We start from the raw sequence: 25,976 nt of genomic DNA on the forward strand, positions 1-25,976 counted from the left end.
CTCGGTATCTAAGCGCTTGCTCAGCGTCCATGTAGGGTGTCCGCCATGGACGTGGAGGCGGAGCAGTCGGAGCGGACCGAGGCGTGGACCGGCATCACCCCTGATGCCGCCAGGCGGCTGGTGATCGCCGCGGTCGAGGCGTTCGCGGAGCGCGGCTACCACGCGACGACCACGCGCGACATCGCGGGCCGGGCCGGCATGAGCCCCGCGGCGCTCTACATCCACTACAAGACCAAGGAAGAGCTGCTCTACCAGATCAGCGTGGTCGGGCACCGGCTCTCCCTCGGGCTGCTCCAGGACGCCGCGAACGGCGGGGGCGACCCCGCCGAACGGCTGGCCACGGCCGTGCGCTCCTTCGTCCGCTGGCACGCGGAGCACCACACCACGGGCCGAGTCGTGCAGTACGAGCTCGGCGCGCTTGGCCCCGAGCACTACACCGAGGTGGTGGAGCTGCGCCGGGAGAGCGAGGCCGCGGTCCGCTCGGTCATCCACGACGGCGTGCAGGCCGGGGACTTCGACGTGCCGGACGTCTCCGGGACCACCGTCGCGCTGCTGTCGCTCTGCATCGACGTGGCCCGCTGGTTCAACCCCGGCGGGCGCCGGACGCCGGACGGGATCGGCGCGCTGTACGCCGATCTCGCCCTGCGCATGGTCGGGTACGCGCCCCGTCAGAGGTAGAAGCGGACGACCGTCTCGGCCACGCACACCGGCTTGTCGCCGCCCTCCCGCTCCACGGTGATCGCCACGACGAGCTGGGCGCCGCCGGGCACCTCGCTCACCTCGGCGATCCGGCCGCCGGCCCGCAGCCGTGAGCCGACCGGCACGGGGGAGGGGAAACGGACCTTGTTCACGCCGTAGTTGACGCCCATCTTCACGCCCTCGACCCGCAGCAGCTCCGGGGTGAGGGACGGGATCAGCGACAGGGTCAGGTAGCCGTGCGCGATGGTGGTGCCGAAGGGGCCCTCGGCCGCCTTCTGCGGATCCACGTGGATCCACTGGTGGTCCCCGGTGGCGTCGGCGAACAGGTCGATCCGCTTCTGGTCGACCTCCAGCCAGCCGGTCGTCCCGAGGTCCTCCCCGATGGCGTCCTTCAGTTCGCCGACCGAGGTGAAGATCCTGGGCTGTCCCATGTCATGCCTCCCGTACTGTCCAAGCGCTTGCTCAGCATGGTCTCCGCGGAGGATCCGTGTCAACGCCCCGCACCCGGCGCGTATCAAGGGCCGTTCATCCGGTTTGTGACTATCTTTCATCTCCGTATGCCCCTGTTCGCGCCGGTGGAGGAGACGGAAGTGGCCGAGGCCCCCACGGAGACCAGCCCGTCCGACTGGCACCCGGTGGAGGTCCGGAGCGGCGGCGGCACCCCCTCCCCGGCGGCCGTCCGCACCGTCCTGCTGCGCCCCGCGACCTGGCCCCAGACCTGGCTCGCCCTCGCCGTCTACTGGCTCGCCAGCCGGGTGGTCATGCTGGCCCTGCTGCGCAGCGGGCAGGGCGACATCGCCCGCGAGGTGCACTTCCTCTACCGCCGCTGGAGCGAGGGCTTCGCGCACGGGACCTTCCCCGTGGGCGACGTGACCTGGCAGTACCCGCCCGGCGCCGCGCTGGTGATGCTCGCCCCGGCGCTGCTGCCCGGGCTCAGCTACTTCCAGGGCTTCGTCCTGCTGTCGCTCGCCGCCGACGCCGTCGTCCTGCTCCTCCTGCTGCGGGCCGGGAGCGGCCGGCCCGGACGCAGCACGGCCGGTGCGTGGCTGTGGGCGCTCGCCCTGCCGCTGCTGATGCAGCTGCCCTACGCCCGGTACGACCTGATGGTCACCGTCGTCGCCGTCGGCGCGCTGCTCGCACTGCCCGCGCGGCCGCGTCTCGGCGGCGCGCTCGCCGGGCTCGCCGCCCTGATCAAGCTCTGGCCCGTGCTGACCGTGCTCGGCACCCCGCGCGGCCGGACCACCCGGCAGACCTGGACCGCGCTCGCCGTGTCCGCGGGCGGGCTGCTGCTGGTGCTGTGCACCGCGTTCCGCGGCGCCCTCGGCTTCCTGTCCGCGCAGCACCACCGCGGGGTCGAGATCGAGTCCCTCGGCGGCACCTTCCTGCACGTCGCCGAGATGTTCGGCTGGCCGGGGCGCGTGGTCGCGCACTACGGGTCGCTGGAGTTCACCGGCCCGTACGTCGCCGAGATCACCACCGCCTCCCTGCTGCTGACCGGGACCGCCCTGGTGTGGCTGCTGATGTGGCGCGTGAGGGCGGCCCGTTGGACCCCGGCCACGCCGTACGACGCGGCGCTGACCGCCGTGCTCCTGTTCACCGTCACCAGCCGGGTCATCAGCCCCCAGTACCTGGTCTGGCTGATCGGCCTCGGCGCGGTCTGCCTCACCATGCGGCAGACCACCCAGCGGCCGGTCGCCGCGCTCGTGCTGCTCGCCACCGCCGTCACCACGGTCGACTACCCGCTGTTCTTCGCGGACGTCACCGCCGCCACCTGGCAGGGCGCCGCCATCGTCGCCGTCCGCAACGCGCTGCTGGTCGCCGCCGCGCTCGTCTCCTGCGTCCGGCTGTGGCGCACGAGCGTTCCGCACCGCAAGCGGCTCGCCGAGCTCCCGTAGAGTCGGGACGTGGCGAGGATCCCGGGCGAGCACCGCGAACTGACCGTCGGCCAGCTGAGCGGGCGCAGCGGGGCCGCCGTCTCCGCGCTGCACTACTACGAGGCCCAGGGCCTGATCCGCAGCCGCCGCACAGCCGGCAACCAGCGCCGCTACACCCGCGACACCCTGCGCCGCGTCGCCTTCATCCGGGCCTCCCAGCGGGTCGGCATGCCGCTCGCCGCGATCCGCGAGGCGCTGGACGGCCTGCCCGAGGGCCGCACCCCGGACCGGGCCGACTGGGCCCGGCTCTCCGCGGGCTGGCGGGCCGAACTCGACGCCCGCATCGACCGGCTCACCGCGCTCCGCGACAGCCTCGACGACTGCATCGGCTGCGGCTGCCTCTCCCTGGACCGCTGCGCCCTGTCCAACCCCGGCGACACGCTCGGCGACCAGGGGCCGGGCGCGCGGCGGCTGCTCGGTACGGAGCCGCCGCGCCCCGCCCCCGCTACCAGATCGGGGGCCTGCGGCCGGCCCACGGACGGGCCGCCTCCAACTGCGCCGACAGCGAGATGAGCGTCGCCTCGTCCCCGTAACGGCCGCCGAACATCACCCCGATCGGCAGCCCGTCCTCCGTCCAGTGCAGCGGCACGTTCACGGCCGGCTGGCCGGTGGCGTTGAAGATCGGGGTGAACGGCGTGTAGGCGGCCAGCCCCGCGAACTCCGCGGCCGGGTCGTCGTCGTCCCGCAGGCCCGCGCTCCCGACGAACGCCGGGGGCTGCGCCAGCGTCGGGGTCAGCACCAGGTCGTACGAGGACAGCAGCGCGTCAGCGATCAGCTGCCCCAGCGCCCGGAACGCGTACAGCGCCTCCGCGAAGTCCGGGCCGCTCACCTTGCCGCCCTCGGCACGCAGGTGCCGCGTGAGCGGCATCAGCAGCTCCTCCTGCTCCGGCGCCACCGGGTAGACGGTGGCCATCACGCCCCACACCCGGGTGAACGCGTGCAGGATCGCGTCGTCGACGGGCAGCTCGATCTCGTCCACCTGGTGGCCGAGCCCGCGCAGCAGTTCCGCGGTCCCCTCGTACGCGGCACGGCAGTCCGGGTGCAGTTCGACCCCGGGCACGGGGGGCTGCGGCAGCCCCACCACGCGCAGCGTTCCCGGCTCACGGGTGACGTACGAGGAGAAGGACTCACCGGGCGGCAACGACGGCGCACCGTACGGGTCGCCCGGCATCGGGCCCGCCAGGACGTCGAGCAGGGCCGCCGCGTCCGCGACCGTACGGGCTATCGGGCCGCTGCCGCTCAGACCGCTCACGTCGTGCTGCACCGGGCCCGCGCTCACCCTTCCGCGGCTGGGCTTGATGCCGTACAGGCCGCAGACGGAGGAGGGGATGCGGATCGAGCCGCCGCCGTCGCTGCCCTGCGCGACCGGCGCCAGCCCCGCGGCGACCGCGGCCGCCGCGCCGCCGCTGGAGCCGCCGGCGGACCGCTCCAGGTCCCACGGGGTGCGGGCGGGCGGGGCGAGCCGGTTCTCCGTGTAGCAGGGCAGCCCGAACTCCGGGGTGTTGGTCTTGCCCAGCAGGACCGTCCCGGCCGCGCGCAGCTTGGCGGCGACGTGGTCGTCGACGTCCGGCACGTGGTCGGCGTACGCCTGCGAGCCGAGGGTGCAGCGCACGCCGGCCACGAAGTTGAGGTCCTTGACCGGGACCGGGACGCCGTGCAGCGGCGACAGCTGCCCTTGGCGGTCCTCGCGGCGGGCCGCGAGCGCCTCCGACTCGGCGTCGGCGGCCTGCTTGCGGGCGATCTCCGGGGTCACGGTGATGAACGCCCCGAGGGTGTCGTTGTGCCGGTCGACGCGGTCCAGATAGTGCTCGGCGAGTTCCGTCGGGGAGACCTCCCCGGCCTTGATCGCCTTCCCCTGCTCCAGCGCCGTCAGATCGTGCAGCTCCGCCATGTGCCGGTCCCGTCCCATCGCGCGAGGGTGTGCGTTGCCTGGGGTGGCATCGTCGCACCACGGCGGCGGGGTGTCAGTAGCGCGGTGTCTCTGTGGGGCCCGGTGCCTCGTGTGCGGGTTGTTTGCGCCTGCGGCGGGCGGTTTCCCGCCCTCCCGCCCGATTGCCCGGCGCGATTGGTGCGGGCTGCACGCGTGCATGGTGGGCCGGGGTCGGGGCCTCCGGGGCTGGGCATCTGTACCGCATATTTATGTGCATGGCGGGCGGTCCAGGTCGTGCCGTCTGTGCCGCACAACAAATACACGTCAGCGTCCAGAACGCCCACCCTCCCCCAGCCTTCGGCCGGGGGTGCCCCCAACTCCCCCGCCCCTTCCGTGTCGTGCGGCGACTAACGGCCGGTGGGGGGTCAGAGAGCGGTCCGGGGTTGCCGCAGGTGCCTTACTCACCCCCACCGGCCGTCATGCGCCCCGACAACCGGAGAGGGTGTGGCGGGGTGCGCCCATGGGGGTCCCCCCGGCCGAAGGCTGGGGGAGACGAGCGGCGAACGCGGTGCCGAATCAAGAACAGGCCGCGAGGGGTACCCCGGGCCGCAACCGGGGCGCGCCGCAGGCTCACCCCGTGGGGGCGAGCGCACCGCGCGCCTCCGCGAGCGCGGCCTCGCAGAGGACCGGGACCGGGACCACGATCCCGCACCGCCCGCACACGGGCCCCGCCCCGGGGTAGTGGTTGAGCCCGTTCCGCCACCGCAGGTGCGACTCGCCGCAGACCGGGCACCCCGTACCGGGCCCCGCGTCGATCGCCGCGATGATGCGCCGCAGTACGTCGGCCAGCCGGTCGTCGGGGTGGACGCGGGGGTCCTCGCACCAGGCGACCCCGTTGCCGCCCCAGGTGCGCCGGTGCCAGTCGTCGAGCGCGCCGGGCTGCCGGATGCCGTAGAACTTCTCCTCCTTGCGGCGGGCCGCGAACTCCCCCTCGTAGGTGAGCCAGACCGCCCGCGCCTCCTCCAGTTCCGCGAGGGCCGTGACGAGCCGGACCGGGTCCGGCTCGCGGTCGTCGGGCGCGATCCCCGCGCCGGCGCACAGGTGGTCCCAGGTCGCGCGGTGCCCGTACGGAGCGAAGCGCTCGAGGCACCTGCGCAGGTAGGTGCGGCGCTGGGTGGGGGAGCGCCGGGGATCGCGCACCTGTCTGGCGAGGCTCCGGAATCCGGCCATGGTGTGTGCCACCTCCGTCGTCGGTGTCGCATCGCTGTCGAATGGACGTAACGGACGGCGTTCCGGATCCATCCCCGCGGCGGCGAGTTCCAGCCGGGATGGCGTAGCTGAAACGTGACGCATGTTCACCTTACTGGGGGGTCATATTTCGAAGTAACCTGCGTCACACCGCGCTTCGTGAGGAGTGGTCATGCGAGCCAGATTTGGCAGGTTCAGGACAAAAATCAGAACGACCGCCGCGGCGGCGGTCCTCGCCCTGGGCGCGAGCCTCGTCGCGCCACTGCCCATGGCGGCGCAGGCCGCCCCCGTCACCGACTACTGCCAGGGGCGGTGCTCGGACATCCTGCCGCCGGGTGAGAACGGCAACGCCACCCTCGCCCAGATCCTGCTCAACCAGATCTTCGGCACCCAGCCGGAGCACGCGGAGGACCAGCTCGGGCCGTACGCGAACCTGGCCGGCGGGTACCAGAACCTCACCGACGCCACGATCAACAACTTCTTCAACGACGCCTCCTTCGGCGTCCCGTCCGGGCAGGTCGCCTCGACGACCTCGCCCCGCAGCGACGTGACGATCACCCGGGACAAGAAGACCGGGGTGCCGCACATCTCCGGCACGACGCGGTACGGGACCGAGTTCGGGGCCGGGTACGCCGCGGCGCAGGACCGGCTCTGGCTGATGGACCTGTTCCGGCACGTGGGACGCGGCCAGTTGACCTCCTTCGCCGGCGGCGCCCCGGCGAACCAGGGGCTGGAGCAGGAGTTCTGGCGTGCCGCGCCGTACACCGAGGAGGACCTGCAGGCCCAGATCGACTGGATCGCCACGCAGAACGGGGAGCGCGGCCGGCAGGCGCTGGCCGACGTCAACGCCTACGTCGACGGGATCAACGCCTACATCGCGGCCTCCGACAGCGGCCGCTACTTCCCCGGTGAGTACGTGCTGACCGGCCACAAGGACGCCATCACCAACGCCGGCACCATCGAGCGGTTCAAGTCCACCGACCTGATCGCCCTGGCATCCGTGATCGGCGCGCTGTTCGGCACCGGAGGCGGTGGCGAGGTGACCAACGCCCTGTCCCTGCTGGCCGCCCAGCAGAAGTACGGGGTCACCGAGGGCACCAGGGTCTGGGAGTCCTTCCGCGAGCGCAACGACCCCGAGGCGGCCCTGACCGTGCACGACGGCCGGAGCTTCCCGTACGCCGTCCGGCCGGAGGACCCGCAGGGGAGGGCGCTGCCCGACACCGGGAGCGTCACGGTGGAGCCGCTGGTCTACGACCGCACCGGCAGCGCGGGCACCGCGAAGGCGTCCGCGGCCTCGAAGAGCGCCACCACCACGGCCCTGTCCGCGAACACCCGGGGCATGTCCAACGCGCTGCTGGTGAGCGGCGCGCACACCGCGAGCGGCCACCCGATCGCCGTCTTCGGCCCGCAGACCGGCTACTTCGCGCCACAGCTGCTGATGCTCCAGGAGATCCAGGGCCCCGGCATCAGCGCCCGCGGCGCCTCCTTCGCGGGGCTGAGCATGTACGTGGAGCTGGGCCGTGGCCAGGACTACGCGTGGAGCGCGACCACCTCGGCCCAGGACATCACCGACACCTACACGGTGGAGCTCTGCCAGGACGACGTCCACTACCTCTACCGCGGCACCTGCACGGCCATGGAGAAGCTGGAGCGCAGCAACTCCTGGAAGCCCACGACCGCCGACGGCACCGCGGCCGGTTCCTACCGGATGCAGATCTACCGCACCGAGTACGGCCCGGTGACGCACCGCGCCACGGTCGGCGGCAAGAAGGTCGCCTACGTGTCGCTGCGCAGCTCCTACATGCACGAGGCCGACTCGGTCGTCGGCTTCCAGATGCTCAACGATCCGGCCGCCGTCACCGACGCGGCCTCCTTCCAGCAGGCCGTCCAGCACATCAACTACACCTTCAACTGGTTCTACGCCGACTCCCGGCAGGCGGCCTACTTCAACAGCGGCGCCAACCCGGTGCGGGCCGCGGACGTCGACCCGACCTTCCCGGTCCGGGCCGAGCCCGCCTACGAATGGCGCGGTTTCGACCCCGCCCACAACACCGCCGACTACACGCCCGCCTCGGAGCACCCGCAGTCCGTCGGCCAGGACTACTACGTCTCCTGGAACAACCGGCAGGCCAAGGACTACGACGCGGCCGGGTTCGGCAACGGCTCGGTGCACCGCGGCAACCTCCTGGACGACCGGGTGAAGAAGCTGGTCGCGGCGGGCGGAGTCACGCGGGCCCAGCTGACCAGGGCGATGGCCGACGCGGCCCTGACCGACCTGCGCGGCGAGGACGTGCTGCCCGACCTGCTCAAGGTGCTGCGCAGCGGCACGGTCTCCGACCCCGCGGTGTCCGCGGCCGTCACCAAGCTCTCCGACTGGGTGGCCGCCGGCGCCAAGCGCCGGGAGACCTCGCCGGGTTCGCACGCCTACGCCAACGCCGACGCGGTGCGGATCATGGACGCGTGGTGGCCGCTGCTGGTCCAGGCCGAGTTCGAACCGGGCCTGGGCAGCGAGCTGTACGCGGCGCTGACCGCCAACCTCACCGTCGACGAGGCGCCCTCGGCCGGGCACGGCCCGACCGGGTCGCACGCCGGCAGCTCCTTCCAGTACGGCTGGTGGTCCTATGTCGACAAGGACATACGGACGGTGCTCGGCGAACCCGTGCAGGGCGCCCTGGCGCGCACGTACTGCGGCGGCGGCGACCTCGCGGCCTGCCGGGACGTGCTGACCGGCACCCTCAAGCAGGCCGCCGCCAGGACCGCCGCCCAGGTGTACCCGGGTGACGAGAACTGCTCGGCCGGCGACCAGTGGTGCGCCGACACGGTCATCCACCGGACCCTCGGCGGCATCAAGCACGGCAAGATCAGCTGGCAGAACCGCCCGACCTACCAGCAGGTCGTGGAGTTCCCCGCCCACCGCTGACCCGTCGTGCACGGCCCGCGCGGGCCGGCGCCCGGCCCACGGCCTCAGGCCAGGAGCCGGCCCGCGCGCAACACGATCCGCGCCAGCTCGGGGTGGCAGATGTCGCTGTGCGCCCCGGAGGGCGGACCCCCCTGGCGGACCACGGCCGAGGCGTCCACGCTCACGCACCCGGCCCGGGGGAACGCCCCGCGCAGCGCCTCGGCCAGCGGCACGTCCATGGTGTCGTCGACCGCCTTGATGCCGTCGTGGCCCGTCGCGCCCCAGCGGTCGCCGAGGTCGGGCCCGAACCCCCGGTCGTCACCCGCCAGCCGGGAGGCGATCGGGTACATCGTGCCGAGCGCCGTGTCGTGCCGGGAGTAGCAGGACACCACCGGGCCCGACACCTTGAGCCGGGCGGTGCTCAACGCGCCGCCGTGCGCCCCGTCGTGGGGGAGCCGGGACGCGAACGCGTAGTGCGAGAAGGCGCCCTGGAGCAGGGTCACCGACTTCACGGCGCGTACCCCGTCGGGCAGTCCGCGCAGCGCGTAGGAGACCAGCCGGCCGCCGAAGCTGTGCCCGACCAGGTGGACGGAGAGCGAGGGGTGGGCACGCGCGAGCCGGCCCAGGAGGGGGCCGAGTCCCCGCTCGCCCACCGTCCCGGCCCGCCGCTTCATCGCGTAGTACGTCGCCTGGCGCAGCATCTCCTTGGCGCCGTTCCACAGCCGCGTCCAGCCGCCGCCCGCCAGCGGCAGCCCGGTGCCGCCCTCCAGGGCCGCCGCGTACTCCTCGCAGGCGGCCACGGGGTCGCCGCACAGGGCGGCCGGTTCGGCCCCCGGCGCCGCGTCGGAGGTGTCGTCCGCGCACAGCCCCGCCACGGCCTGCGGCGGCACCCCGGTCAGCCGCCGCACCAGGGCGGCGAACTCCGCGAACGGCTCCTCGCCGTCGGGGCGTTCCTCCAGCAGTTCGGCGATCCGGCGGATCTCGTCCTCGTGGCCGGGGAAGACCGCCACGAGCGCGTCACGGGTGGCCGCGTCGAGCGCCGGGTCGGGCCGCCGCGGCTCCGGGCCGGGCAGGAGGGCGTCGTAGTCGGGGATCGGCTCGTCGGAGAAGCGCATGGAGGGCCACAGCACGCCCACGTAGCCGACGACCGTGCCGGGCCGGGCGCGGCCGGCGAGCAGTCCGGGGACGGGGGCGAGGAAACGGTCGTAGAGGCTGGTCGCGCCGGAGCGGTCGCTGTTCCAGCCGTGCGAGAAGACCAGCAGGTCGGTGACGCCCTTCGCGCCGACGCCCGCGGTGAGCCGGTCGCGCTGCGCCCGGTCGGGATCGCCGTCCGCGTCGAAGGTCATCTCCCAGTACGGCTCGACACTCATTTCCGGCATGACCGTCCCCCCTGGCTCGCCCGGACCGATGCGGTCGCATCATCCCAATCCGGCGAGGATGCGGCCATACACCGCGCGGGGGGAATTCCGGCACCTGTGTGGCGCGCCCTTCCCAAGGTGTGACCGACCGCTTAGTATGCCGACCGGAGCCGTTCCGAGTCGAAGGAGACGCGATGGAAGCGCTGCGCGATGCCCGGGTGGTGGTCACCGGTGCCGGAGGCGGGATCGGGGCGGCGCTGGCCCGGAGATTCGCGGCGCAGGGCGCGCGCGTCGTCGTCAACGACCTGAACGAGGACGCCGCCAAGACCGTCGCGGACGAGATCGGCGGCATCTGCGTCCCCGGCGACGCCTCGGCGGTCGTCGAGCCGGCCCGCGCGGCGCTCGGCGGGGGCATCGACGTGTTCTGCGCCAACGCCGGCATCGGCGCCATGGCCGGGGCCGAGGCCGACGACGCCGTCTGGGAACGGGTCTGGGACGTCAACGTCATGGCGCACGTGCGCGCCGCCCGCGCGCTGCTCCCGGAATGGCTGGAGCGCGGCGAGGGCCGCTTCATCGCCACCGTCTCCGCCGCCGGGCTGCTGACGATGGTCGGCGACGCCCCCTACTCGGTCACCAAGCACGGCGCCCTCGCCTTCGCCGAGTGGCTCGCCGTCACCTACCGCCACCGGGGCGTGCGCGTCCACGCCGTCTGCCCGCAGGGCGTGCGCACCGACATGCTGCGCGCGGCGGGGCACGCCGGCGACCTCGTGCTCGCCCCCACCGCCATCGAGCCGGAGGACGTCGCCGAGGCCGTGTTCCAGGGCATCGCCGACGAGCGCTTCCTGATCCTGCCGCACCCCGAGGCGGGCGCCTACTACACCGCTCGCGCCGGGGACACCGACCGCTGGATCGACGGCATGAACCGGGTGCAGCGGAAGCTGGAGGAGGGGCGCGACGCGTGAGCCCGTACGACGGCAAGCCCTGGCTGCGGCACTTCGCCGAGGAGCTGCACACCCTCCCCGACCCGCCGGTCACCCTGCTGCACGCGTTCCGCGAGGTCGTCGCCCGCGTCCCCGGCCGCACCGCGCTCGCGTACTTCGACGGCCGGCTGACCTACCGCGCGCTCGACGAGCTGTCCGACGGGCTCGCCCGGCACCTGGCCGCCCGCGGCTTCGCGCGCGGCGACCGGCTGGCGATCGTCCTGCAGAACGTGCCGCAGTTCGCGGTCGCCCTGCTCGGCGCCTGGAAGGCCGGCGGTACGGTCGTGCCCGTCAACCCCATGTACAAGGAGCGCGAACTCGCCCACGTACTGGAGGACGCCGGGGTGACCGCCCTGGTCTGCTCCGACCGCGCCTGGGACACGCACATCCGCCGGACCGCGGCCGGTTCACCGGTGCGGATCCCGCTGACGACCAGTGAACTCGACCTGCAGACCCGGAACGACGCGCGCGTCCTGCCGGAGCGGCGCACACCGGCGGACGACGCGGAGGACCTGCTCGCCGCCGCCCACGCGGGCGCCGCAGGCCCGGCGCTGCCCGACCCCGGCCTGACCGCCGGCGACATCGCGCTGATCAGCTACACCTCGGGCACCAGCGGCGTCCCCAAGGGCGCGATGAACACCCACGGCAACATCAGCTACAACGCCGACCGGCAGCGCGCGCACAGCGTCCTGCCCGACGGCGCCACGCTCTTCGCGCTCGCCCCGCTGTTCCACATCACCGGCATGGTCTGCCAGCTGGCCGCCGGCCTCGCCGCGGGCTCCACCGTGGCGCTGGCCTACCGCTTCGAGCCGGGCGTCGTCCTCGACGCGCTGCGCGAGCACCGTCCGGCGTACATGGTCGGCCCCTCCACCGCCTACATGGCGCTCATGGCCCGGCCCGACGCCACCGCCGAGGACTTCTCCTCCTTCCACCTGCTCTACTCCGGCGGCGCCCCTGTGCCACCCGCGCTGGTCACCGCCTTCCGCGACCGCTTCGGCCACTACCTGCGCAACGGATACGGCCTCACCGAGTGCACCGCTCCCTGCGCCAGCGTCCCGGCCGGTCTGGAGGCCCCGGTCGACCCGGTCTCCGGGACGCTCTCGGTCGGCGTCCCCGGCCCGGGCACGCTGGTGCGCATCGTCGACGACAAGGGCGTCGACGTGCCCTTCGGCGAGCACGGCGAGATCGCCGTCCGCGGGCCCATGGTCGTGCCCGGCTACTGGAACCGGCCCGAGGCCTCGCGGGAGGCCCTGCCCGGCGGCGAGCTGCGCACCGGCGACATCGGCTTCATGGACGAGGAGGGCTGGCTCTACGTCGTCGACCGCAAGAAGGACATGATCAACGCGTCCGGCTTCAAGGTGTGGCCGCGCGAGGTCGAGGACGTCCTGTACACGCACCCCGCCGTGCGCGAGGCGGCCGTGGTCGGGGTCCCCGACGCCTACCGGGGCGAGTCGGTGAAGGCCTTCGTCAGCCTCCGGCCGGGGGCCGCGGCGGACCCGGCCGAGCTGATCGGGCACTGCAGGGAGCACCTCGCGGCGTACAAGTACCCCCGCGAGATCGAGGTCCTGCCCGAGCTGCCCAAGACGTCGAGCGGCAAGATCCTCCGCAGGGAGCTGCGCGCACGGCGGGATTGAGTCACATACCGGTCGGTATGCTGTCCGGGCGCACCGGTACGGAGAGAGGGCAGGCCATGGCACGGAGCACCACCCCACCCAAGGCGACCACGACCGCGGTCCCCCAGCGGCTGCTCGCCGAGGCCACCCGCCTCTTCGCCGAGCGCGGATACGACCGGACGTCGGTGCAGGAGATCGTCGAGGCGGCCGGCGTCACCAAGGGTGCGCTCTACCACTACTTCGGCAGCAAGGACGACCTCCTGCACGAGATCTACGGGCGCGTGCTGCGGCTGCAGATGCAGCGCCTGGAGGCGATCGCCGGCAAGGAGACGGCTCCGGTGGCGGAACGCCTGGTCGAGGCCGCCGCCGACGTCGTCGTCACCAGCATCGGCAACCTCGACGACACCAAGATCTTCTTCCGGTCGATGCACCAGCTCAGCCCGGAGAAGCAGAAGGCGGTGCGGGCCGACCGGCGCCGCTACCACGAGAAGTTCCGCGCACTGGTCGAGGAGGGGCAGCGCGAGGGCGTGTTCCGGCAGGAGGTCCGGCCGGATCTCGTCGTCGACTTCTTCTTCGGCGCCGTGCACCACCTCGGCACCTGGTACCGGGAGGACGGGCCGCTCTCCGCCGACCAGGTCGCCGCCGACTTCGCAGACATGCTGCTGCACTCCGTGCGGCAGCCCTGAACCGAACCGGGAGCAGACCGCATGAAGGCATGGCGAGTGCACGAGAACGGGGAGCCGCGCGCGGCGATGCGCCTGGACGAGGTCCCCGACCCGCAGCCGGGCCCCGGTGAACTGCTCCTGAAGGTCCGCGCGGCCAACGTCAACTTCCCCGACGCGCTGCTCTGCCGCGGGCACTACCAGGTGCGGCCGCCGCTGCCGTTCACCCCGGGCGTCGAGTTCTGCGGTGAGGTCGTCGCGGCCGGCCAGGGGGTCACCGGGCACGTCGCCGGTGACAGGGTCATCGCCCCGGCGGCGCTGCCCGGCGGTGCCTTCGCCGAACTCGCCGTCGTCCCCGCCGCGAGCGTGCTGCCCGCGCCCCCCGCGCTGGACGACGCCGAGGCCGCCGCCCTCCACATCGGCTACCAGACCGGCTGGTTCGGGCTGCACCGGCGGGCCGGGCTCCGGGCCGGCGAGACCCTGCTCGTGCACGCCGCGGCGGGCGGTGTCGGCAGCGCCGCCGTCCAGCTCGGCAAGGCGGCGGGCGCCACGGTGATCGGCGTGGTCGGCGGGCCCGAGAAGGCCAAGGCCGCCCGCGAACTGGGCGCCGACCTCGTCGTGGACCGGACCAGCGAGGACTTCGTGGCCGTCGTCAAGGAGGCCACCGGCGGACGCGGCGCCGACGTCGTGTACGACCCGGTGGGCGGCGAGGCCTACACCCGGTCCACCAAGTGCATCGCCTTCGAGGGCCGCATCCTGGTCGTGGGCTTCACCAGCGGCACGATCCCCAGCCCCGGCCTGAACCACGCGCTGGTCAAGAACTACTCCATCGTCGGCCTGCACTGGGGCCTGTACAACACCCACGACCCCGCCGCCGTGCGCGGCTGCCACGAGGAGCTCACCCGTCTCGCCGCCGAGGGCGCGATCAAGCCCCTCGTCAGCGAGCGCGTCGCCCTGGAGGGTGCCGCCGACGCCGTCCAGCGGGTCGCCGACGGCACGACGACCGGCCGCGTGGTGGTCCTGCCCGGCTGATCGCGCACCGCGCGGGCAACCGATGCCGGGCACCGCGACGGGACCACCTTGGCGACGCCCGCGTACCGGCCGCGTACGGCGGCGGCTCCCCCGGGGGCAGGAGCCCGGGGGAGCCGCCGTCGTCCGTGCCGCGTCAGGCGTTCTCGGCGTACCGCTTCAGTTCACGGCGGGCCAGGGAGCGCTTGTGGACCTCGTCGGGGCCGTCGGCCAGCCGCAGGGTGCGGGCGGCCGCGTACAGTTCGGCCAGCGGGAAGTCCTGGCTGACGCCGCCCGCGCCGTGCAGCTGGATGGCGCGGTCGAGGATCAGCCCGACCTTCTGCGGGGTGGCGATCTTGATGGCCTGGATCTCGGTGTGGGCACCCCGGTTGCCGACGGTGTCCATCAGCCAGGCGGTCTTGAGCACCAGCAGCCGCAACTGCTCGATCTCCACCCGGGCCTCGGCGATCCACTCCTGGACGACCCCCTGCGCCGCCAGCGGCGTGCCGAAGGCGACACGCCCCGTGGCACGCCGGCACATCAGCTCCACCGCCCGCTCGGCCATGCCGATCAGCCGCATGCAGTGGTGGATACGGCCCGGGCCCAGCCGCGCCTGGGCGATGGCGAAGCCGCCGCCCTCCTCGCCGATCAGGTTCTCCGCGGGGACGCGCACGTCGTGGAAGACGACCTCCGCGTGGCCGCCGTGGTCGCCGTCGTCGTAGCCGAACACCCGCATGCCGCGGCGCACTTCGAGGCCGGGGGTGTCGCGCGGCACCAGGACCATGCTCTGCTGGCGGTGCCGGTCCGCGGCCGGGTCGGTCTTGCCCATGACGATGAAGATCCGGCACCGCGGGTTCATCGCGCCGGAGATGTACCACTTGCGGCCGTTGATGACGTACTCGTCACCGACCCGCTCGATCCGCGTCTCGATGTTGGTCGCGTCGGAGGAGGCGACGTCGGGCTCGGTCATCGCGAAGGCCGAGCGGATCTCGCCCGCGAGCAGCGGCTCCAGCCAGGTCTTGCGCTGCTCCTCGCTGCCGAACTCGCTGAGCACCTCCATGTTGCCGGTGTCCGGCGCGGCGCAGTTGAGGGCCGGCGGGGCGAGGTGCGGGCTGCGGCCGGTGATCTCGGCCAGCGGCGCGTACTGGAGGTTGGTGAGCCCGGCGCCGCGCTCGCCGGGGAGGAAGAGGTTCCACAGCCCGCGCTCGCGCGCCGTGGCCTTCAGCTCCTCCACGACCGGCGGCGCCGACCACACGGCCTCGCCCTCGGCCTCCTCGCGCTGCCGGTGGAAGACCGGTTCCGCCGGGTACACGTGCTCGTCCATGAACGCGAGCAGCCGCTCGCGCAGTTCCCCGGTCCTGGCGTCGTACGCGAAATCCATGGCTCAGCCTTCCTGAAGCGTCCGCAGGCCGTTGTCGATGAAGGCCGGGACCAGGGCGCCGATCCGGTCGAAGCCGGCGCCGAGGGTCTGGCCGAGGGTGTAGCGGTAGTGGATGCCCTCGAGGATCACCGCGAGCTTGAAGTAGGCGAAGGCGGTGTACCAGGCGACCGAGGACACGTCCCGGCCGGAGCCGGCCGCGTAGCGCTCGACCAGCTCGGCGGGGGAGGGGTGACCGGGCGCGCCCCCGGTGACGGAGACGGGGGTGCCCGGGGTGGGGCGCAGTTCGCTGTACATGAGCAGCAGCCCGAGGTCGGTGAGCGGGTCGCCGAGGGTGGACATCTCCCAGTCGAGGATGGCGCGGACGGTGTCGTCGGCGCCGATCAGGACGTTGTCGAGGCGGTAGTCGCCGTGCACGACCGCCGCCGGAGCGGAGGCGGGCAGGCGCGTGCCGAGCAGCGCCGCGAGTTCGTCGATGCCCGCCAGCTCGCGGCTGCGCGAGGCGTCGAGCTGCTTGCCCCAGCGGCGCAGCTGCCGCTCCAGGAAGCCCTCGGGCCTGCCGAAGTCGTCCAGTCCCACCGTGCGCGGCTCCACGGCGTGCAGCGCCACCAGGGTGTCCACCAGCCGCAGCACGATGTCCCGGGTGCGCTCCGGCCCGAGCGCCGCGAGCTGTCCCTCGGTGCGGTAGGGCGTGCCCTCGACGAAGTCCATGACGTAGAAGGGCGCGCCGATGACCTCGGGGTCCTCGCAGAGCAGCACCGCCCCCGGGACGGGGACGGGGGTGTCGTGCAGGGCGCTGATGACCCGGTGCTCGCGGGTCATGTCGTGCGCCGTCGCCAGGACGTGGCCGAGCGGCGGGCGCCGGACGACCCAGCGGGAGACGCCGTCGGTCACCGCGTAGGTCAGGTTCGACCGGCCGCCCTCGATGAGCTCGCCGTCGAGCGCGCCCGCCACCAGGCCGGGCCGCTCGGCGTCGAGGTGCCGCCGCAGCCGCTCCAGGTCGAGTCCCGGTGGGTTCTCCGTCCCGCTCATCCTTGCTCCTCGCCACTGCCATAGCTGTCCCGGCTATCATGCCGACCAGTCGGTATGTCGTCCAGTCCGCCGCCCAGTCCGCCGCGAAAAGCAGGTGCCCACCGTTCCCGGCGCTGCGAGACTGACGCCATGATCCCGCCCGCCGCCCTCGACTCGCTGTACGGACTGGCCCATGGCGACGCCTTCGGCGACCGCTGGTTCTTCGTCTCCCACGAGGAGCGGGAGGGCGGCATCGCGCGGAGGATCACCCCCGAGGACGTTCCCTGGTACTGGACCGACGACACCGCCCAGGCCCTGGCGCTGTTCGGGCACCTCGCGGCGCACGGCGGAACCGTCGGACAGGACGCCCTCGCGGCCGGTCTCGCCGGGGCCTACGCCGCCGACCCGTACCGCAAGTACGGCCCCTCCATGCACGACGTCCTGCGCCGCATCGGCGCCGGGGAGCCCTGGGCGGACGTCGTGGGCGGGCAGTTCGGCGGGCAGGGCTCGTACGGCAACGGAGCCGCGATGCGGGTCGCGCCGCTGGGCGCCTGGCTCGCCGCCGACCTGGAGGGTGCCGCCGGCGCCGCCGCCGCGCAGGCGGCCGTGTCCCACCATCACCCCGAGGCCGCCGCCGGAGCCGTCGCCGTCGCGCTCGCCGCCGCCCTCGCGGCCCGCAGCCGGGGCGGCCCGGCCCCGGAGGGCCTGCTGACGGCGGTGGCCGACCGGCTCCCCGACAGCGACGTGCGTTCCGGCCTGCGCACCGCGGGACGCTTCCCCGAGGGCACCTCGGTGCGGCACGCGGCCGAGGTCCTGGGCTCCGGTTACGGGGTCTCGGCGCAGGACACGGTGCCCTTCGCGCTGTGGTGCGCCGCACGGCACCTGGACGACCTGGAGGGCGGCCTGTGGCACACCGTCGCCGGGTTCGGCGACATGGACACCACCTGTGCCATCGCCGGCGGGGTCATCGCCGCCCGCACCGGTGTCGCCTCGCTGCCGCCCGCCTGGCGTGCGGCGTTGGAGCCGCTGCCGGACTGGGTTCCGGCGCCGTCCGGCGGACCGGAGTAGCGCCGCCGACCTGCGCGTTCTTGACGGGCATCCGGACGCCGCCTAGGGTCGCGTTCTGGTGGACGTATGGAATTCACATATGTGAACGTGATGAACGCGAGGGGTGGCGTGCAGTGACACAGCACAGGGACCTGACGATCACCGGGGTGCGTCTCACCCCCGTCCTCATCTCCGACCCGCCGCTGCTCAACACCCAAGGCGTGCACCAGGCCTACACCCCACGCCTGATCGTCGAGGTGACCACCGCGAGCGGCGTGAGCGGCGTCGGGGAGACCTACGGCGACACCCGCTACCTCGAACTCGCCCGGCAGTTGGCGGATGCCCTGCCGGGCTGCCGCGTCGACGACCTCAACAACCTGCCGTCGCTCGCGGCGCTGGTGTGCGCGCCCCCCGAGGGGACCTCCGACGCGGTGGACGCCGGCGGACTGCGCGGTGTCCAGACCGCCGACAAATTGCTGCTCTCGGTGGTATCGGCCTTCGAGGTGGCCTGCCTGGACGCCCTCGGCAAGGTGCTCGGGCTGCCCGTGCACGCCCTGCTCGGCGGGAAGGTCCGCGACACCGTCGACTACAGCGCCTACCTCTTCTACCGCTGGGCCGAACACCCCGGCGGCCAGGGCGAGAAGGACGACTGGGACGCCGCGCTGGACCCGGCCGGAGTGGTGGCGCAGGCCCGCAGGCTGGTGCGCGAGCACGGCTTCACCTCGTTCAAGCTGAAGGGCGGGGTGTTCGCGCCGGAGGAGGAGATCGCCGCCGTACGGGCACTGGCGCAGGCGTTCCCCGAGCAGCCGCTGCGGCTGGACCCCAACGGCGCCTGGTCGGTGGAGACCTCGCTGCACGTGGCGCGGGAGCTCGGCGACGTCCTGGAGTACCTGGAGGACCCGGCCACGGGCACCGCCCTGATGGCCGAGGTGTCCGCCGGCACCGACGTGCCGCTCGCCACCAACATGTGCGTGACGACCTTCCCCGAGATCGCCGAGGCCTTCGCCAAGGACGCGGTCCAGATCGTGCTCTCCGACCACCACTACTGGGGCGGGCTGCGCAACACCCGCGAACTGGCCGCGATCTGCCGCACCTTCGGGGTCGGCCTGTCGATGCACTCCAACACCCACCTGGGCATCAGCCTGGCCGCCATGACCCATGTCGCCGCCACCGTGCCCGGGCTGCACCACGCCTGCGACTCGCACTACCCCTGGCAGACCGAGGACGTCATCACCCGCCGCCACGAGTTCCGCGGCGGCCGGCTGAACGTTTCCGACGCCCCGGGACTCGGGGTGGGAGTGGACCGTACGGCCCTGGACGCCCTGCACCGGCGCTGGCTGGACGACGACGGCACCTTCCACGAGCGCGACGACGCCGCCGCCATGCGCAAGGCCGAGCCCGGCTGGGTCACCCGCCGCTGGTGACCCGGGCGGGCCTCAGGCCAGGCACTCCGGGATCCGGCCGCCGTTCAGCACGGCCATGTCGGTGATCACGGGCATCAGGTCCAGCGGCGAGCCGAGCGGCAGGCCGTCCAGCTCCGCGTACGCGCGGTGCACGTTGGCGACCAGCCGCTCCGGCTCGCGCAGCGTCGCGAACTCGCCGAGGTCGGCCGCCCGCGCGACCTCCATCGGCGTCCGTCCCGCCTTGTGGCCCTCGGCCGCCAGCTCGGCCACGAAGCGCAGGTAGCCCTCGACGGTGGCGTAGACCGAGGGGTCGCAGACGCCGCCGTGCCCCGGCACGACGACCTCGGCGTCGAGCGAGCGCAGCACCTCCAGGGCACGCAGCGAGCCCTCCAGCGAGCCCATGGGGACGAACGGCGCGCCGCCGTTGAAGACCAGGTCGCCGGTGAAGACGACCTTGCGCCCCGGGAGCCAGACGATCGTGTCGCCGAGGGTGTGGGCCACCCCGGGGTGCAGGAGCTGGACCTCCTCCTCGCCGACGTGGAGGGTCAGCCGGTCCTCGTAGGTGACCGTCGCCGGAAGCACCGGCACCTCCCCGTACTCCACGTCCGGCCAGATCGCGTGCAGCTGGTGCCCGGCCGCGACCTGCTCGGTGACGCACGCGGAGTGCCCGACGATCCGGGCCCCCTGCGCGAAGACGGCGTTGCCGTAGGTGTGGTCACCGTGGTGGTGGGTGTTGACCACGTGCGCGGGCATCGGCGCGCCGGAGGCGACGAGGGCCTCGCGCAGCATCAGGGCCCGGCGCTCGGTGGCGGCGGTGTCGACCAGCAGCGTCGTGTGCCCGTCGGTCACCCAGCCCGCGTTGTTGAGGCACCAGCCCCCGTCCGGCTGGACGTAGGCGTGGACCCCGGGAGCGACCTCCACGGTGAACGGGTGCTCGGTGTGCAGCTGTGACATTTTGACGCCCTTCCCTGGTCAGACGCATGGAACGTACCAGGGAAGGGCGTCCGGACGGCGACGCGGGGGCGTCGCCTACAAGACGAGCGAGAGCAGCAGGACGAAGACGATGCCGACGACGGAGATCACGGTCTCCATGGCGGACCAGGACTTCAGGGTCTGTGGGACGTTCATCCCGAAGTACTCCTTCACCAGCCAGAAGCCCGCGTCGTTGACGTGCGAGAAGAACAGCGAGCCGGCGCCGACGGCGAGCACCAGCAGCGCGGCGTGCGTCGAGGTCATGCCCTCGGCCAGCGGCGCGACCAGACCCGCGGCGGAGATGGTGGCCACGGTGGCGGAGCCGGTGGCGACCCGGATCAGGACGGCGATCAGCCAGGCCAGCAGCAGCGGCGAGATGTTCCAGCCGTCCGACCAGTTCAGGATCATGTTGCCGATGCCGGCGTCGATGAGGGTCTGCTTGAAGCCGCCGCCCGCGCCGACGATCAGCAGGATGCCGGCGATCGGGCCGAGCGACTTCTCCACCGTCGTGGAGATCCGCTCCTTGGTGAAGCCGGCCGCCCGGCCCAGGGTGAACATGCCCAGGACCACGGCGGACAGCAGGGCGATCAGCGGCGAGCCGATGACGTCGAAGATCCGGAAGACCAGGCTGCCCTGGTCGTCGACGAGGACGTCCACCAGCGCCTTGCCGAGCATCAGCACCACCGGCAGCAGCATCGTGGCCACGGTGGCGGCGAAGCCCGGACGCTTGTCCAGGTCGTCCGAGGCCCGGGTGGGGGTGAGGTGCTCGGGCGGGGTGACCTTCACCCAGCGGTCGGCGAACCGCCCGAAGAGCGGGCCGGCTATCGCGACGGTGGGCAGCGCGACGAGCACGCCGAGCGCGAGGGTGGTGCCGAGGTCGGCGTGGATGGAGTCGATCGCGGCGAGCGGGCCGGGGTGCGGCGGCACCAGTCCGTGCATCACGGACAGACCCGCCAGCGCCGGGACGCCGATCCGGATCAGGGAGTGGTTGCCGCGCCGGGCCACCAGCAGCACGACCGGGATCAGCAGCACGATGCCGACCTCGAAGAAGAGCGGCAGCCCGATCAGGCCGGCGATCAGCGCCATCGCCCACGGCAGCCGCCGTTCGCTGGTCCTGGCGAGGATCGTGTCGACGATCTGGTCGGCGCCGCCGGAGTCGGCGAGCAGCTTGCCGAGGATCGCGCCGAGCGCGATGAGGACGCCCACGCCCGCGACGGTCGTGCCGAGGCCGGTGGTGAAGCTGGTGATGGTCTTGGCGAGGGGGGCGCCCGCGACCGCACCGAGGACACCGGTGCCGATGGTGAGGGCGAGGAAGGCGTGCATCTTCCAGCGGGTGATCAGCAGGACGATCACCGCGATGCCGGCGAGCGCGGCGAGGGCGAGCTGGGTGTCGCCCGCGCTGGTGATCGGCTCCGTCGCCGCCGGCGCCGCGGCCAGCAACTCGGCGCTGAGTGCAGACACGTTCTACTCCGTGGGGGGAGAGGGGGTAGGGGGAAGGGGAGGACGGGTGGTCAGGAGGGGGTTCAGCGGGGGAGCGCGGCCAGGGCGCGCTCGGTGATCTGCCGGGGACTGCCGTCGACGGGGACGACGGCACCGGCCTCACCGGGCTCCAGCGGTTCGAGCGTCGCGAACTGGGAGTGCAGCAGGCCCGCGGGCATGAAGTGCTGCATCCGTGCCGCCAGGCGCGCGGAGATCAGCTCCTCCGGCCCGTCGAGGTGGAGGAAGAACAGCCCGGGGGCGTCCTTGCGCAGCCGGTCGCGGTAGCGGCGCCGCAGCGCCGAGCAGCTGACCACGCCGCCGCGGTCGCCGCGCTCGACGATCCACGCCGCGATGGCGTCCAGCCACGGCGCCCGGTCCTCGTCGTCCAGCGGGTGCCCGGCCGACATCTTGGCGATGTTGGCGGGCGGGTGGAAGTCGTCCGCCTCGGCGTACGGGACGCCCAGTCGCTCGGCGAGCAGCCCCCCGACGGTGGACTTGCCCGAACCGGACACGCCCATCACCACCACCAGGGGGCGGTGCGGGCCTTCCGGGCCAGCCTCGGTCATCACAGGTACCTCCTCGTCCGCATGACCGCCCCAGGAAACGCCATAGGTACTACTTATTCAAGTGCCTGAGATGAAATCGTCATACGATGGAATCGCCGCATAGGCTGTCGCCCATGGATCGGCAGGGAGAGCACGGCGGCCTGCACGCCCGTGTACTGGCGGAACTCGGCCCCGCCATCGCCTCGGGCGCGTATCCGCCCGGTACCGTGCTGCGCATCGACGAGCTGGAGCGGCAGTACGGCGTCTCCCGCACCGTCGTCCGCGAGGCCGTACGCGTCCTGGAGGCCATGCACCTCGTCGAGTCGCGGCGCCGGGTCGGCATCACGGTGCGCCGCACCGAGGAGTGGAACGTCTTCGACCCGGCCGTCATCCGCTGGCGCCTCGCCGGCGCGGACCGGCCCCGGCAACTGCGCTCGCTCACCATGCTGCGCACCGCCGTCGAGCCCGTCGCCGCAGGGCTCGCGGCGGCCTCCGCGAGCCCGGAGCAGTGCCGCGAACTGACCGTCCTCGCCGCCGAGATGGCCGCGGCCGGACGGGCCGCCGACCTCGCCGAGTACCTGGTGCACGACGTGGCCTTCCACCGCGTGATGCTCACCGCGTCCGGCAACGAGATGTTCGCCCGCCTCGGCGACGTCGTCGCGGAGGTGCTCACCGGGCGCACCGAGCACCACGTCATGTTCAGCGCCCCCGACCCCGAGGCGGTCACCCTCCACGTCCGCGTGGCCGAGGCCGTCCGCGCCCGCGACGCGCGGTCCGCGGAGCGCCTGATGCGCGAGATCTGCGTCGGCGCGCTGCGCGAACTCGACGTCCTGGCCCCCTGACCGCGCCCGTGCGGTGCCGGGGGCGGGGGGCACGGGGTCAGCCGGTGGGGCCGGCGTGGCGGAGGATCGCGTCCACGGTCTCCTCCGGGGTCTGGCGGGAGGTGTCCAGCCAGAGGCCGATCCGCGGGGTGCCCGCGCGCAGGGCGCGGTCGAGGTCGGCGGGGGTCCATGCGCCGTAGGCCCGTTTGGCCCGGCCGGCCTCGCGGGCGGCGATCGCCTCCGGCGAGGGGACGAGGACCACGACGTGCAGCGGCCGGGTGCGCAACAGGGCTATCGTGCGCGGCAGTTCGTCGCCGAGGATGACGTCCTGCAGGACGGGGGTGAACCCGGACGCCGCGTACGCGTCCGCGCTCGCCGCCGCCAGGGAGTGCCGCAGCCGCAGTTGCCGCAGCGCCTCCTCGGTCAGGCCCGCGACGTCCCCCGAGCCGTCGCCGGGCAGCGCCTCGGCCCGCCCGCCGACGATCATCCGCCGGAACGCGTCGCCCCGAACGTGCGCCGAGCGGGGCAGCCGCTCGGCCAGTGCCTGCGCCACGGTCGACTTCCCCGCTGCGGGGATCCCGGTGATCAGGAACATCGCTCGCACCTCACCGCTCTGCTCTTTCCGTCACCCCGCCGGGCGCCGCGCGGCGCCCAGGGCGACTCTATGTTCGAGACACGTCAAGCGGAACGTTTCGGCGGACCGAAAACCAGGTGACCGGCCAAGATGGCGGATGGTGCACTGGGGATCATGTCCACCGTGCCGGCCGGCCCGCCGCCCCAGCCGTACCGCTGGGCGCTGACGCGTGCCCGCGGCGGTGCGCCGCCGGACCGGCTCGGCACCCTGACCGAGGGCGCCGCGCGCCCCCGCCTGTGGTATCTCCCCGAACTGGCCGCGTGCACGGGGAAGGTGCTCGCCGGCACTGGCGGCGCCGACCTGTGCTTCGTCGGCCGCTCCCTGGACAGCATGTACGACCTGCTGACCGGCGCCTTCGAAGGCTCGTCCCGGGAAGGGCGGTTGCTGCGCCTGCCACTGTCGTTGCGCCCGGGCCCGGTTCCGGCGCCCGCCCACACGGCCCGCCTGCGCGAGCACCTTGCCCGCGCCGGGCTCGCGCCGCACGCCCTGGCCCGCCGCACTCGCCCGGTGGCACTGGTCGACCTGGTCTCCGAGGGCGGCACCTACGACACGCTGTTCGCCGCCCTCGCCGACTGGGCGCGCGAGAGCCGCGAGCCGTGGCCGGTGATCCGCCGCAAGCTGCGCTTCGTCGGGGTGACGGCCCGCCGGCGGACCAGCCCCCACACCTGGCGCTGGCAGCAGCACACGGCGGGCGACTGGGCCCGGGCCCTGCCGGCCGGGTACGTCGTCGGGGTGTCCCTGGACCCTTGGGTGTGGTCGTACCTCGGGAACGAGCAGGCCAAGCTGCAGCCGTCCTTCCCGCCGCCGCGCTGGTTCGACGCCTACGCCGCGGACCCCTGGCACGGACCGGACCTCCCGGCGGCGCTGGCCGAGTCGCTGGCCCTGGTCCAGGCGGGGCGCGGACGCCCGGTGCGCGAGGAACTGGTGCGGGTGATCGCGGGGGAACCCGGTTTCGCGGACCGCGAGGTCCGCGCCCTGCTCGCCCCACTGCGCGGCCTGACGCCGCCCCGCTCCCGTCCTCGTGCCGGTTCCCGCGCCCGGCCCGCCCGGCGCCGGGCGTAGGCCGCGCGTAGGCCGCGCCTAGCGGTCCTTGCCGCGTGCCTCCATGACCGGGCGGAGCCGCTCCAGCAGTGCGTAGAGGGCCGCCTGCTCCGTCGCGTCCAGGGTGTCCAGCGCCCCGTGGGTGGCCTGCATCTCGTCGCGGACGCGGCGGATGGTCTCGCGCCCGAGATCGGTGGCCACGACGTTCTTGACCCGGCGGTCGCTGGCGCTCACCTCGCGGCGGACGAAGCCGTGCGCCTCGAGACGGTCGACGATGCCGGTGACGTTGGACGCGTCGCACACCAGCCGCTCGGCCAGGCCGCGCATGGGCATCGGGCCGCCCAGCTGGGCGAGCACCTTGGCCTGCATGGAGGTCAGCCCGTGCCGGGCGGCCGCGGCGGCGAAGTCCTGCCACTGGGCGGTGCCGATGGCGGCGAGCAGCTCCAGCAGCTCGATCTTGGTGGGCTGCGCGGTCGTCGCGGCGGTCGGGGCGCTCATGTCTGCGAGTGTACTCAAAAGCTTGAAATGGTAAATCATTAGCTTGACGTCTTCAAGCGTCGGCCCCGCGCGCTGCCCCTGCCTGGGCGGCGCGCCCTCAGCGGGGCGTGAGGAAGACCAGCAGCGCTCCCGCGACCGCCAGGACCAGGACGCTCAGCACGGCCCAGGCCGCCGTCCCCGGCGTCATCGCGGCGGGCCGCGCGGAGTCCAGGGCGGCGATCCGCCGCTGGGCGGTGACGGTGAACGCCAGCCACACCAGCGCGCACAGCGAGAGCCCCAGCAGCCCGGCCGGCGGCGCCCCGTGCAGCACCGCCTCGCGTCCGGCCAGCAGCGCCGCCACCGCGAAGGCCAGCGTGGTGCGCCGCCAGGCCAGCCGGGTCCGCTCGGGCTGCAGGCCCGGGTCCCGCGGGGTGTCGCCGCCGGGGGCGGTCATCAGCCCGCCCACCCCAGCGTCACCGTGAGCAGCATCGCCACGGCCACCAGGGCCACCAGCACCGCCAGCAGGGCGGGGAAGCGCGAGACGGGCAGGTCCTCCCCGCGCCGCATCGCCCGCTCGCAGCGCACCCAGTGGTTCACCGCGCGGACCGCGCACATCGCGCCGCCGACCACCAGCACCACCGCGAGCGTCACCCGGACCGGGCGGCGCAGGTCCCGCAGGAACTGGTCGACCGCGAAGCCGCCGCCCACCAGCGCGAGCGCGGTGCGCAGCCAGGCGAGGAAGGTCCGCTCGTTGGCGAGCGAGAAGCGGTAGTCCGGCGTCGTCCCCTCGGTCCGCACCCGTGCCGGGGCGAACCAGAGGGCGACCGCCCCGGCCGCGGCCCGCACACGCTTGATCACGGCCCCACAGTACCGAGCGCCATCGCGGTGGGCGCGTCC

At 73.5% G+C, this 25,976-nt stretch carries 25 protein-coding genes; 12 read left to right on the forward strand and 13 right to left on the reverse strand.

Annotated features, from left to right (window positions below; genetic code table 11):
* Positions 1-45: 45 nt before the first annotated feature.
* Positions 46-678 carry a TetR/AcrR family transcriptional regulator gene (locus OG937_33145; GenBank protein WUD76195.1) on the forward strand — a complete coding sequence of 211 codons (633 nt, stop codon included), beginning with the start codon at positions 46-48 and terminating at the stop codon, positions 676-678.
* Here the strand turns inward: OG937_33145 and OG937_33150 are convergent.
* On the reverse strand, positions 669-1,130 hold the full coding sequence (locus OG937_33150) for a MaoC family dehydratase (protein ID WUD76196.1): 462 nt from the start codon (positions 1,128-1,130) through the stop codon (positions 669-671). The two genes, OG937_33145 and OG937_33150, sit on opposite strands and share 10 nt — an antisense overlap.
* A gap of 126 nt (positions 1,131-1,256) precedes the next feature.
* Between OG937_33150 and OG937_33155 the strand changes: the two genes are divergently transcribed.
* A complete protein-coding gene (locus OG937_33155; protein ID WUD76197.1) occupies positions 1,257-2,594 on the forward strand; it encodes a glycosyltransferase 87 family protein in 1,338 nt (445 codons plus the stop codon).
* A gap of 9 nt (positions 2,595-2,603) precedes the next feature.
* Positions 2,604-3,146 carry a redox-sensitive transcriptional activator SoxR gene (gene soxR, locus OG937_33160; protein ID WUD76198.1) on the forward strand — a complete coding sequence of 181 codons (543 nt, stop codon included), beginning with the start codon at positions 2,604-2,606 and terminating at the stop codon, positions 3,144-3,146.
* Here soxR and OG937_33165 read toward each other — a convergent pair.
* Positions 3,079-4,524 (reverse strand): amidase, encoded by a 1,446-nt coding sequence (locus OG937_33165; GenBank protein ID WUD78970.1) that lies wholly within the window; start codon positions 4,522-4,524, stop codon positions 3,079-3,081. The two genes, soxR and OG937_33165, sit on opposite strands and share 68 nt — an antisense overlap.
* Positions 4,525-5,133: 609 nt before the next feature.
* Positions 5,134-5,733: a hypothetical protein gene (locus OG937_33170; GenBank protein WUD76199.1), complete on the reverse strand. Its 600-nt coding sequence runs from the start codon at positions 5,731-5,733 to the stop codon at positions 5,134-5,136.
* A gap of 190 nt (positions 5,734-5,923) precedes the next feature.
* On the opposite strand from OG937_33170, the gene OG937_33175 reads away from it, so the two are divergent.
* Positions 5,924-8,671 (forward strand): penicillin acylase family protein, encoded by a 2,748-nt coding sequence (locus tag OG937_33175; protein WUD76200.1) that lies wholly within the window; start codon positions 5,924-5,926, stop codon positions 8,669-8,671.
* Between the two features lie 44 nt (positions 8,672-8,715).
* Here OG937_33175 and OG937_33180 read toward each other — a convergent pair whose 3' ends face one another.
* Positions 8,716-10,020 carry a serine-threonine protein kinase gene (locus OG937_33180; GenBank protein ID WUD78971.1) on the reverse strand — a complete coding sequence of 435 codons (1,305 nt, stop codon included), beginning with the start codon at positions 10,018-10,020 and terminating at the stop codon, positions 8,716-8,718.
* Positions 10,021-10,202: 182 nt separating this feature from the next.
* Between OG937_33180 and OG937_33185 the strand changes: the two genes are divergently transcribed.
* The 4 genes from OG937_33185 to OG937_33200 are packed head-to-tail and all read left to right on the forward strand — an operon-like array spanning position 10,203 to position 14,295.
* Complete coding sequence (locus OG937_33185) at positions 10,203-10,970, forward strand: SDR family oxidoreductase (GenBank protein ID WUD76201.1); 768 nt, start codon at positions 10,203-10,205, stop codon at positions 10,968-10,970.
* A gap of 23 nt (positions 10,971-10,993) precedes the next feature.
* Positions 10,994-12,622: a long-chain fatty acid--CoA ligase gene (locus OG937_33190; protein ID WUD78972.1), complete on the forward strand. Its 1,629-nt coding sequence runs from the start codon at positions 10,994-10,996 to the stop codon at positions 12,620-12,622.
* Positions 12,623-12,678: 56 nt separating this feature from the next.
* On the forward strand, positions 12,679-13,287 hold the full coding sequence (locus tag OG937_33195) for a TetR/AcrR family transcriptional regulator (GenBank protein ID WUD76202.1): 609 nt from the start codon (positions 12,679-12,681) through the stop codon (positions 13,285-13,287).
* Positions 13,288-13,308: 21 nt separating this feature from the next.
* Positions 13,309-14,295, forward strand: a complete 987-nt coding sequence (locus OG937_33200; protein ID WUD76203.1) for an NADPH:quinone oxidoreductase family protein — start codon at positions 13,309-13,311, stop codon at positions 14,293-14,295.
* A 133-nt stretch (positions 14,296-14,428) separates the two neighbouring features.
* Here the strand turns inward: OG937_33200 and OG937_33205 are convergent, their stop codons facing one another.
* Positions 14,429-15,652 carry an acyl-CoA dehydrogenase family protein gene (locus OG937_33205; GenBank protein ID WUD76204.1) on the reverse strand — a complete coding sequence of 408 codons (1,224 nt, stop codon included), beginning with the start codon at positions 15,650-15,652 and terminating at the stop codon, positions 14,429-14,431.
* Positions 15,653-15,655: 3 nt separating this feature from the next.
* Positions 15,656-16,681 (reverse strand): phosphotransferase family protein, encoded by a 1,026-nt coding sequence (locus tag OG937_33210; protein WUD76205.1) that lies wholly within the window; start codon positions 16,679-16,681, stop codon positions 15,656-15,658.
* A 129-nt stretch (positions 16,682-16,810) separates the two neighbouring features.
* Between OG937_33210 and OG937_33215 the strand changes: the two genes are divergently transcribed.
* Positions 16,811-17,728 (forward strand): ADP-ribosylglycohydrolase family protein, encoded by a 918-nt coding sequence (locus OG937_33215; GenBank protein ID WUD76206.1) that lies wholly within the window; start codon positions 16,811-16,813, stop codon positions 17,726-17,728.
* A gap of 113 nt (positions 17,729-17,841) precedes the next feature.
* Positions 17,842-19,131, forward strand: coding sequence for a glucarate dehydratase family protein (locus OG937_33220; protein ID WUD76207.1), 1,290 nt, complete (start codon positions 17,842-17,844; stop codon positions 19,129-19,131).
* Positions 19,132-19,143: 12 nt separating this feature from the next.
* On the opposite strand, the gene OG937_33225 is transcribed toward OG937_33220, so the two are convergent.
* From OG937_33225 to OG937_33235, 3 genes are all read right to left on the reverse strand, one after another.
* Complete coding sequence (locus tag OG937_33225) at positions 19,144-20,064, reverse strand: MBL fold metallo-hydrolase (protein WUD76208.1); 921 nt, start codon at positions 20,062-20,064, stop codon at positions 19,144-19,146.
* Positions 20,065-20,139: 75 nt separating this feature from the next.
* The gene (locus OG937_33230; GenBank protein WUD76209.1) at positions 20,140-21,543 is read right to left on the reverse strand and encodes a GntP family permease; all 1,404 of its coding nucleotides are present in this window, start codon (positions 21,541-21,543) and stop codon (positions 20,140-20,142) included.
* Between the two features lie 62 nt (positions 21,544-21,605).
* Entirely contained in the window at positions 21,606-22,127 is a 522-nt protein-coding gene (locus tag OG937_33235; protein WUD76210.1) for a gluconokinase, read from the reverse strand.
* 113 nt (positions 22,128-22,240) lie between these two features.
* Between OG937_33235 and OG937_33240 the strand changes: the two genes are divergently transcribed.
* On the forward strand, positions 22,241-22,948 hold the full coding sequence (locus OG937_33240; protein ID WUD76211.1) for an FCD domain-containing protein: 708 nt from the start codon (positions 22,241-22,243) through the stop codon (positions 22,946-22,948).
* Between the two features lie 37 nt (positions 22,949-22,985).
* Here OG937_33240 and OG937_33245 read toward each other — a convergent pair whose 3' ends face one another.
* The gene (locus OG937_33245; protein WUD76212.1) at positions 22,986-23,522 is read right to left on the reverse strand and encodes an AAA family ATPase; all 537 of its coding nucleotides are present in this window, start codon (positions 23,520-23,522) and stop codon (positions 22,986-22,988) included.
* 153 nt (positions 23,523-23,675) lie between these two features.
* Here OG937_33245 and OG937_33250 point away from each other — a divergent pair, with 153 nt between their 5' ends.
* The gene (locus OG937_33250) at positions 23,676-24,623 is read left to right on the forward strand and encodes a hypothetical protein (protein ID WUD76213.1); all 948 of its coding nucleotides are present in this window, start codon (positions 23,676-23,678) and stop codon (positions 24,621-24,623) included.
* Positions 24,624-24,641: 18 nt separating this feature from the next.
* On the opposite strand, the gene OG937_33255 is transcribed toward OG937_33250, so the two are convergent.
* The 3 genes from OG937_33255 to OG937_33265 all read right to left on the reverse strand — a co-directional run bounded on the left by OG937_33255 (position 24,642) and on the right by OG937_33265 (position 25,937).
* The gene (locus tag OG937_33255) at positions 24,642-25,100 is read right to left on the reverse strand and encodes a MarR family transcriptional regulator (GenBank protein WUD76214.1); all 459 of its coding nucleotides are present in this window, start codon (positions 25,098-25,100) and stop codon (positions 24,642-24,644) included.
* Between the two features lie 97 nt (positions 25,101-25,197).
* Entirely contained in the window at positions 25,198-25,533 is a 336-nt protein-coding gene (locus OG937_33260; GenBank protein WUD76215.1) for a DUF202 domain-containing protein, read from the reverse strand.
* Positions 25,533-25,937, reverse strand: a complete 405-nt coding sequence (locus tag OG937_33265; GenBank protein WUD76216.1) for a DUF202 domain-containing protein — start codon at positions 25,935-25,937, stop codon at positions 25,533-25,535. The genes OG937_33260 and OG937_33265 overlap by 1 nt, the downstream gene beginning before the upstream one ends.
* Positions 25,938-25,976: the final 39 nt, after the last annotated feature.

This window comes from Streptomyces sp. NBC_00510 (assembly GCA_036013505.1).
Lineage (GTDB): Bacteria > Actinomycetota > Actinomycetes > Streptomycetales > Streptomycetaceae > Actinacidiphila.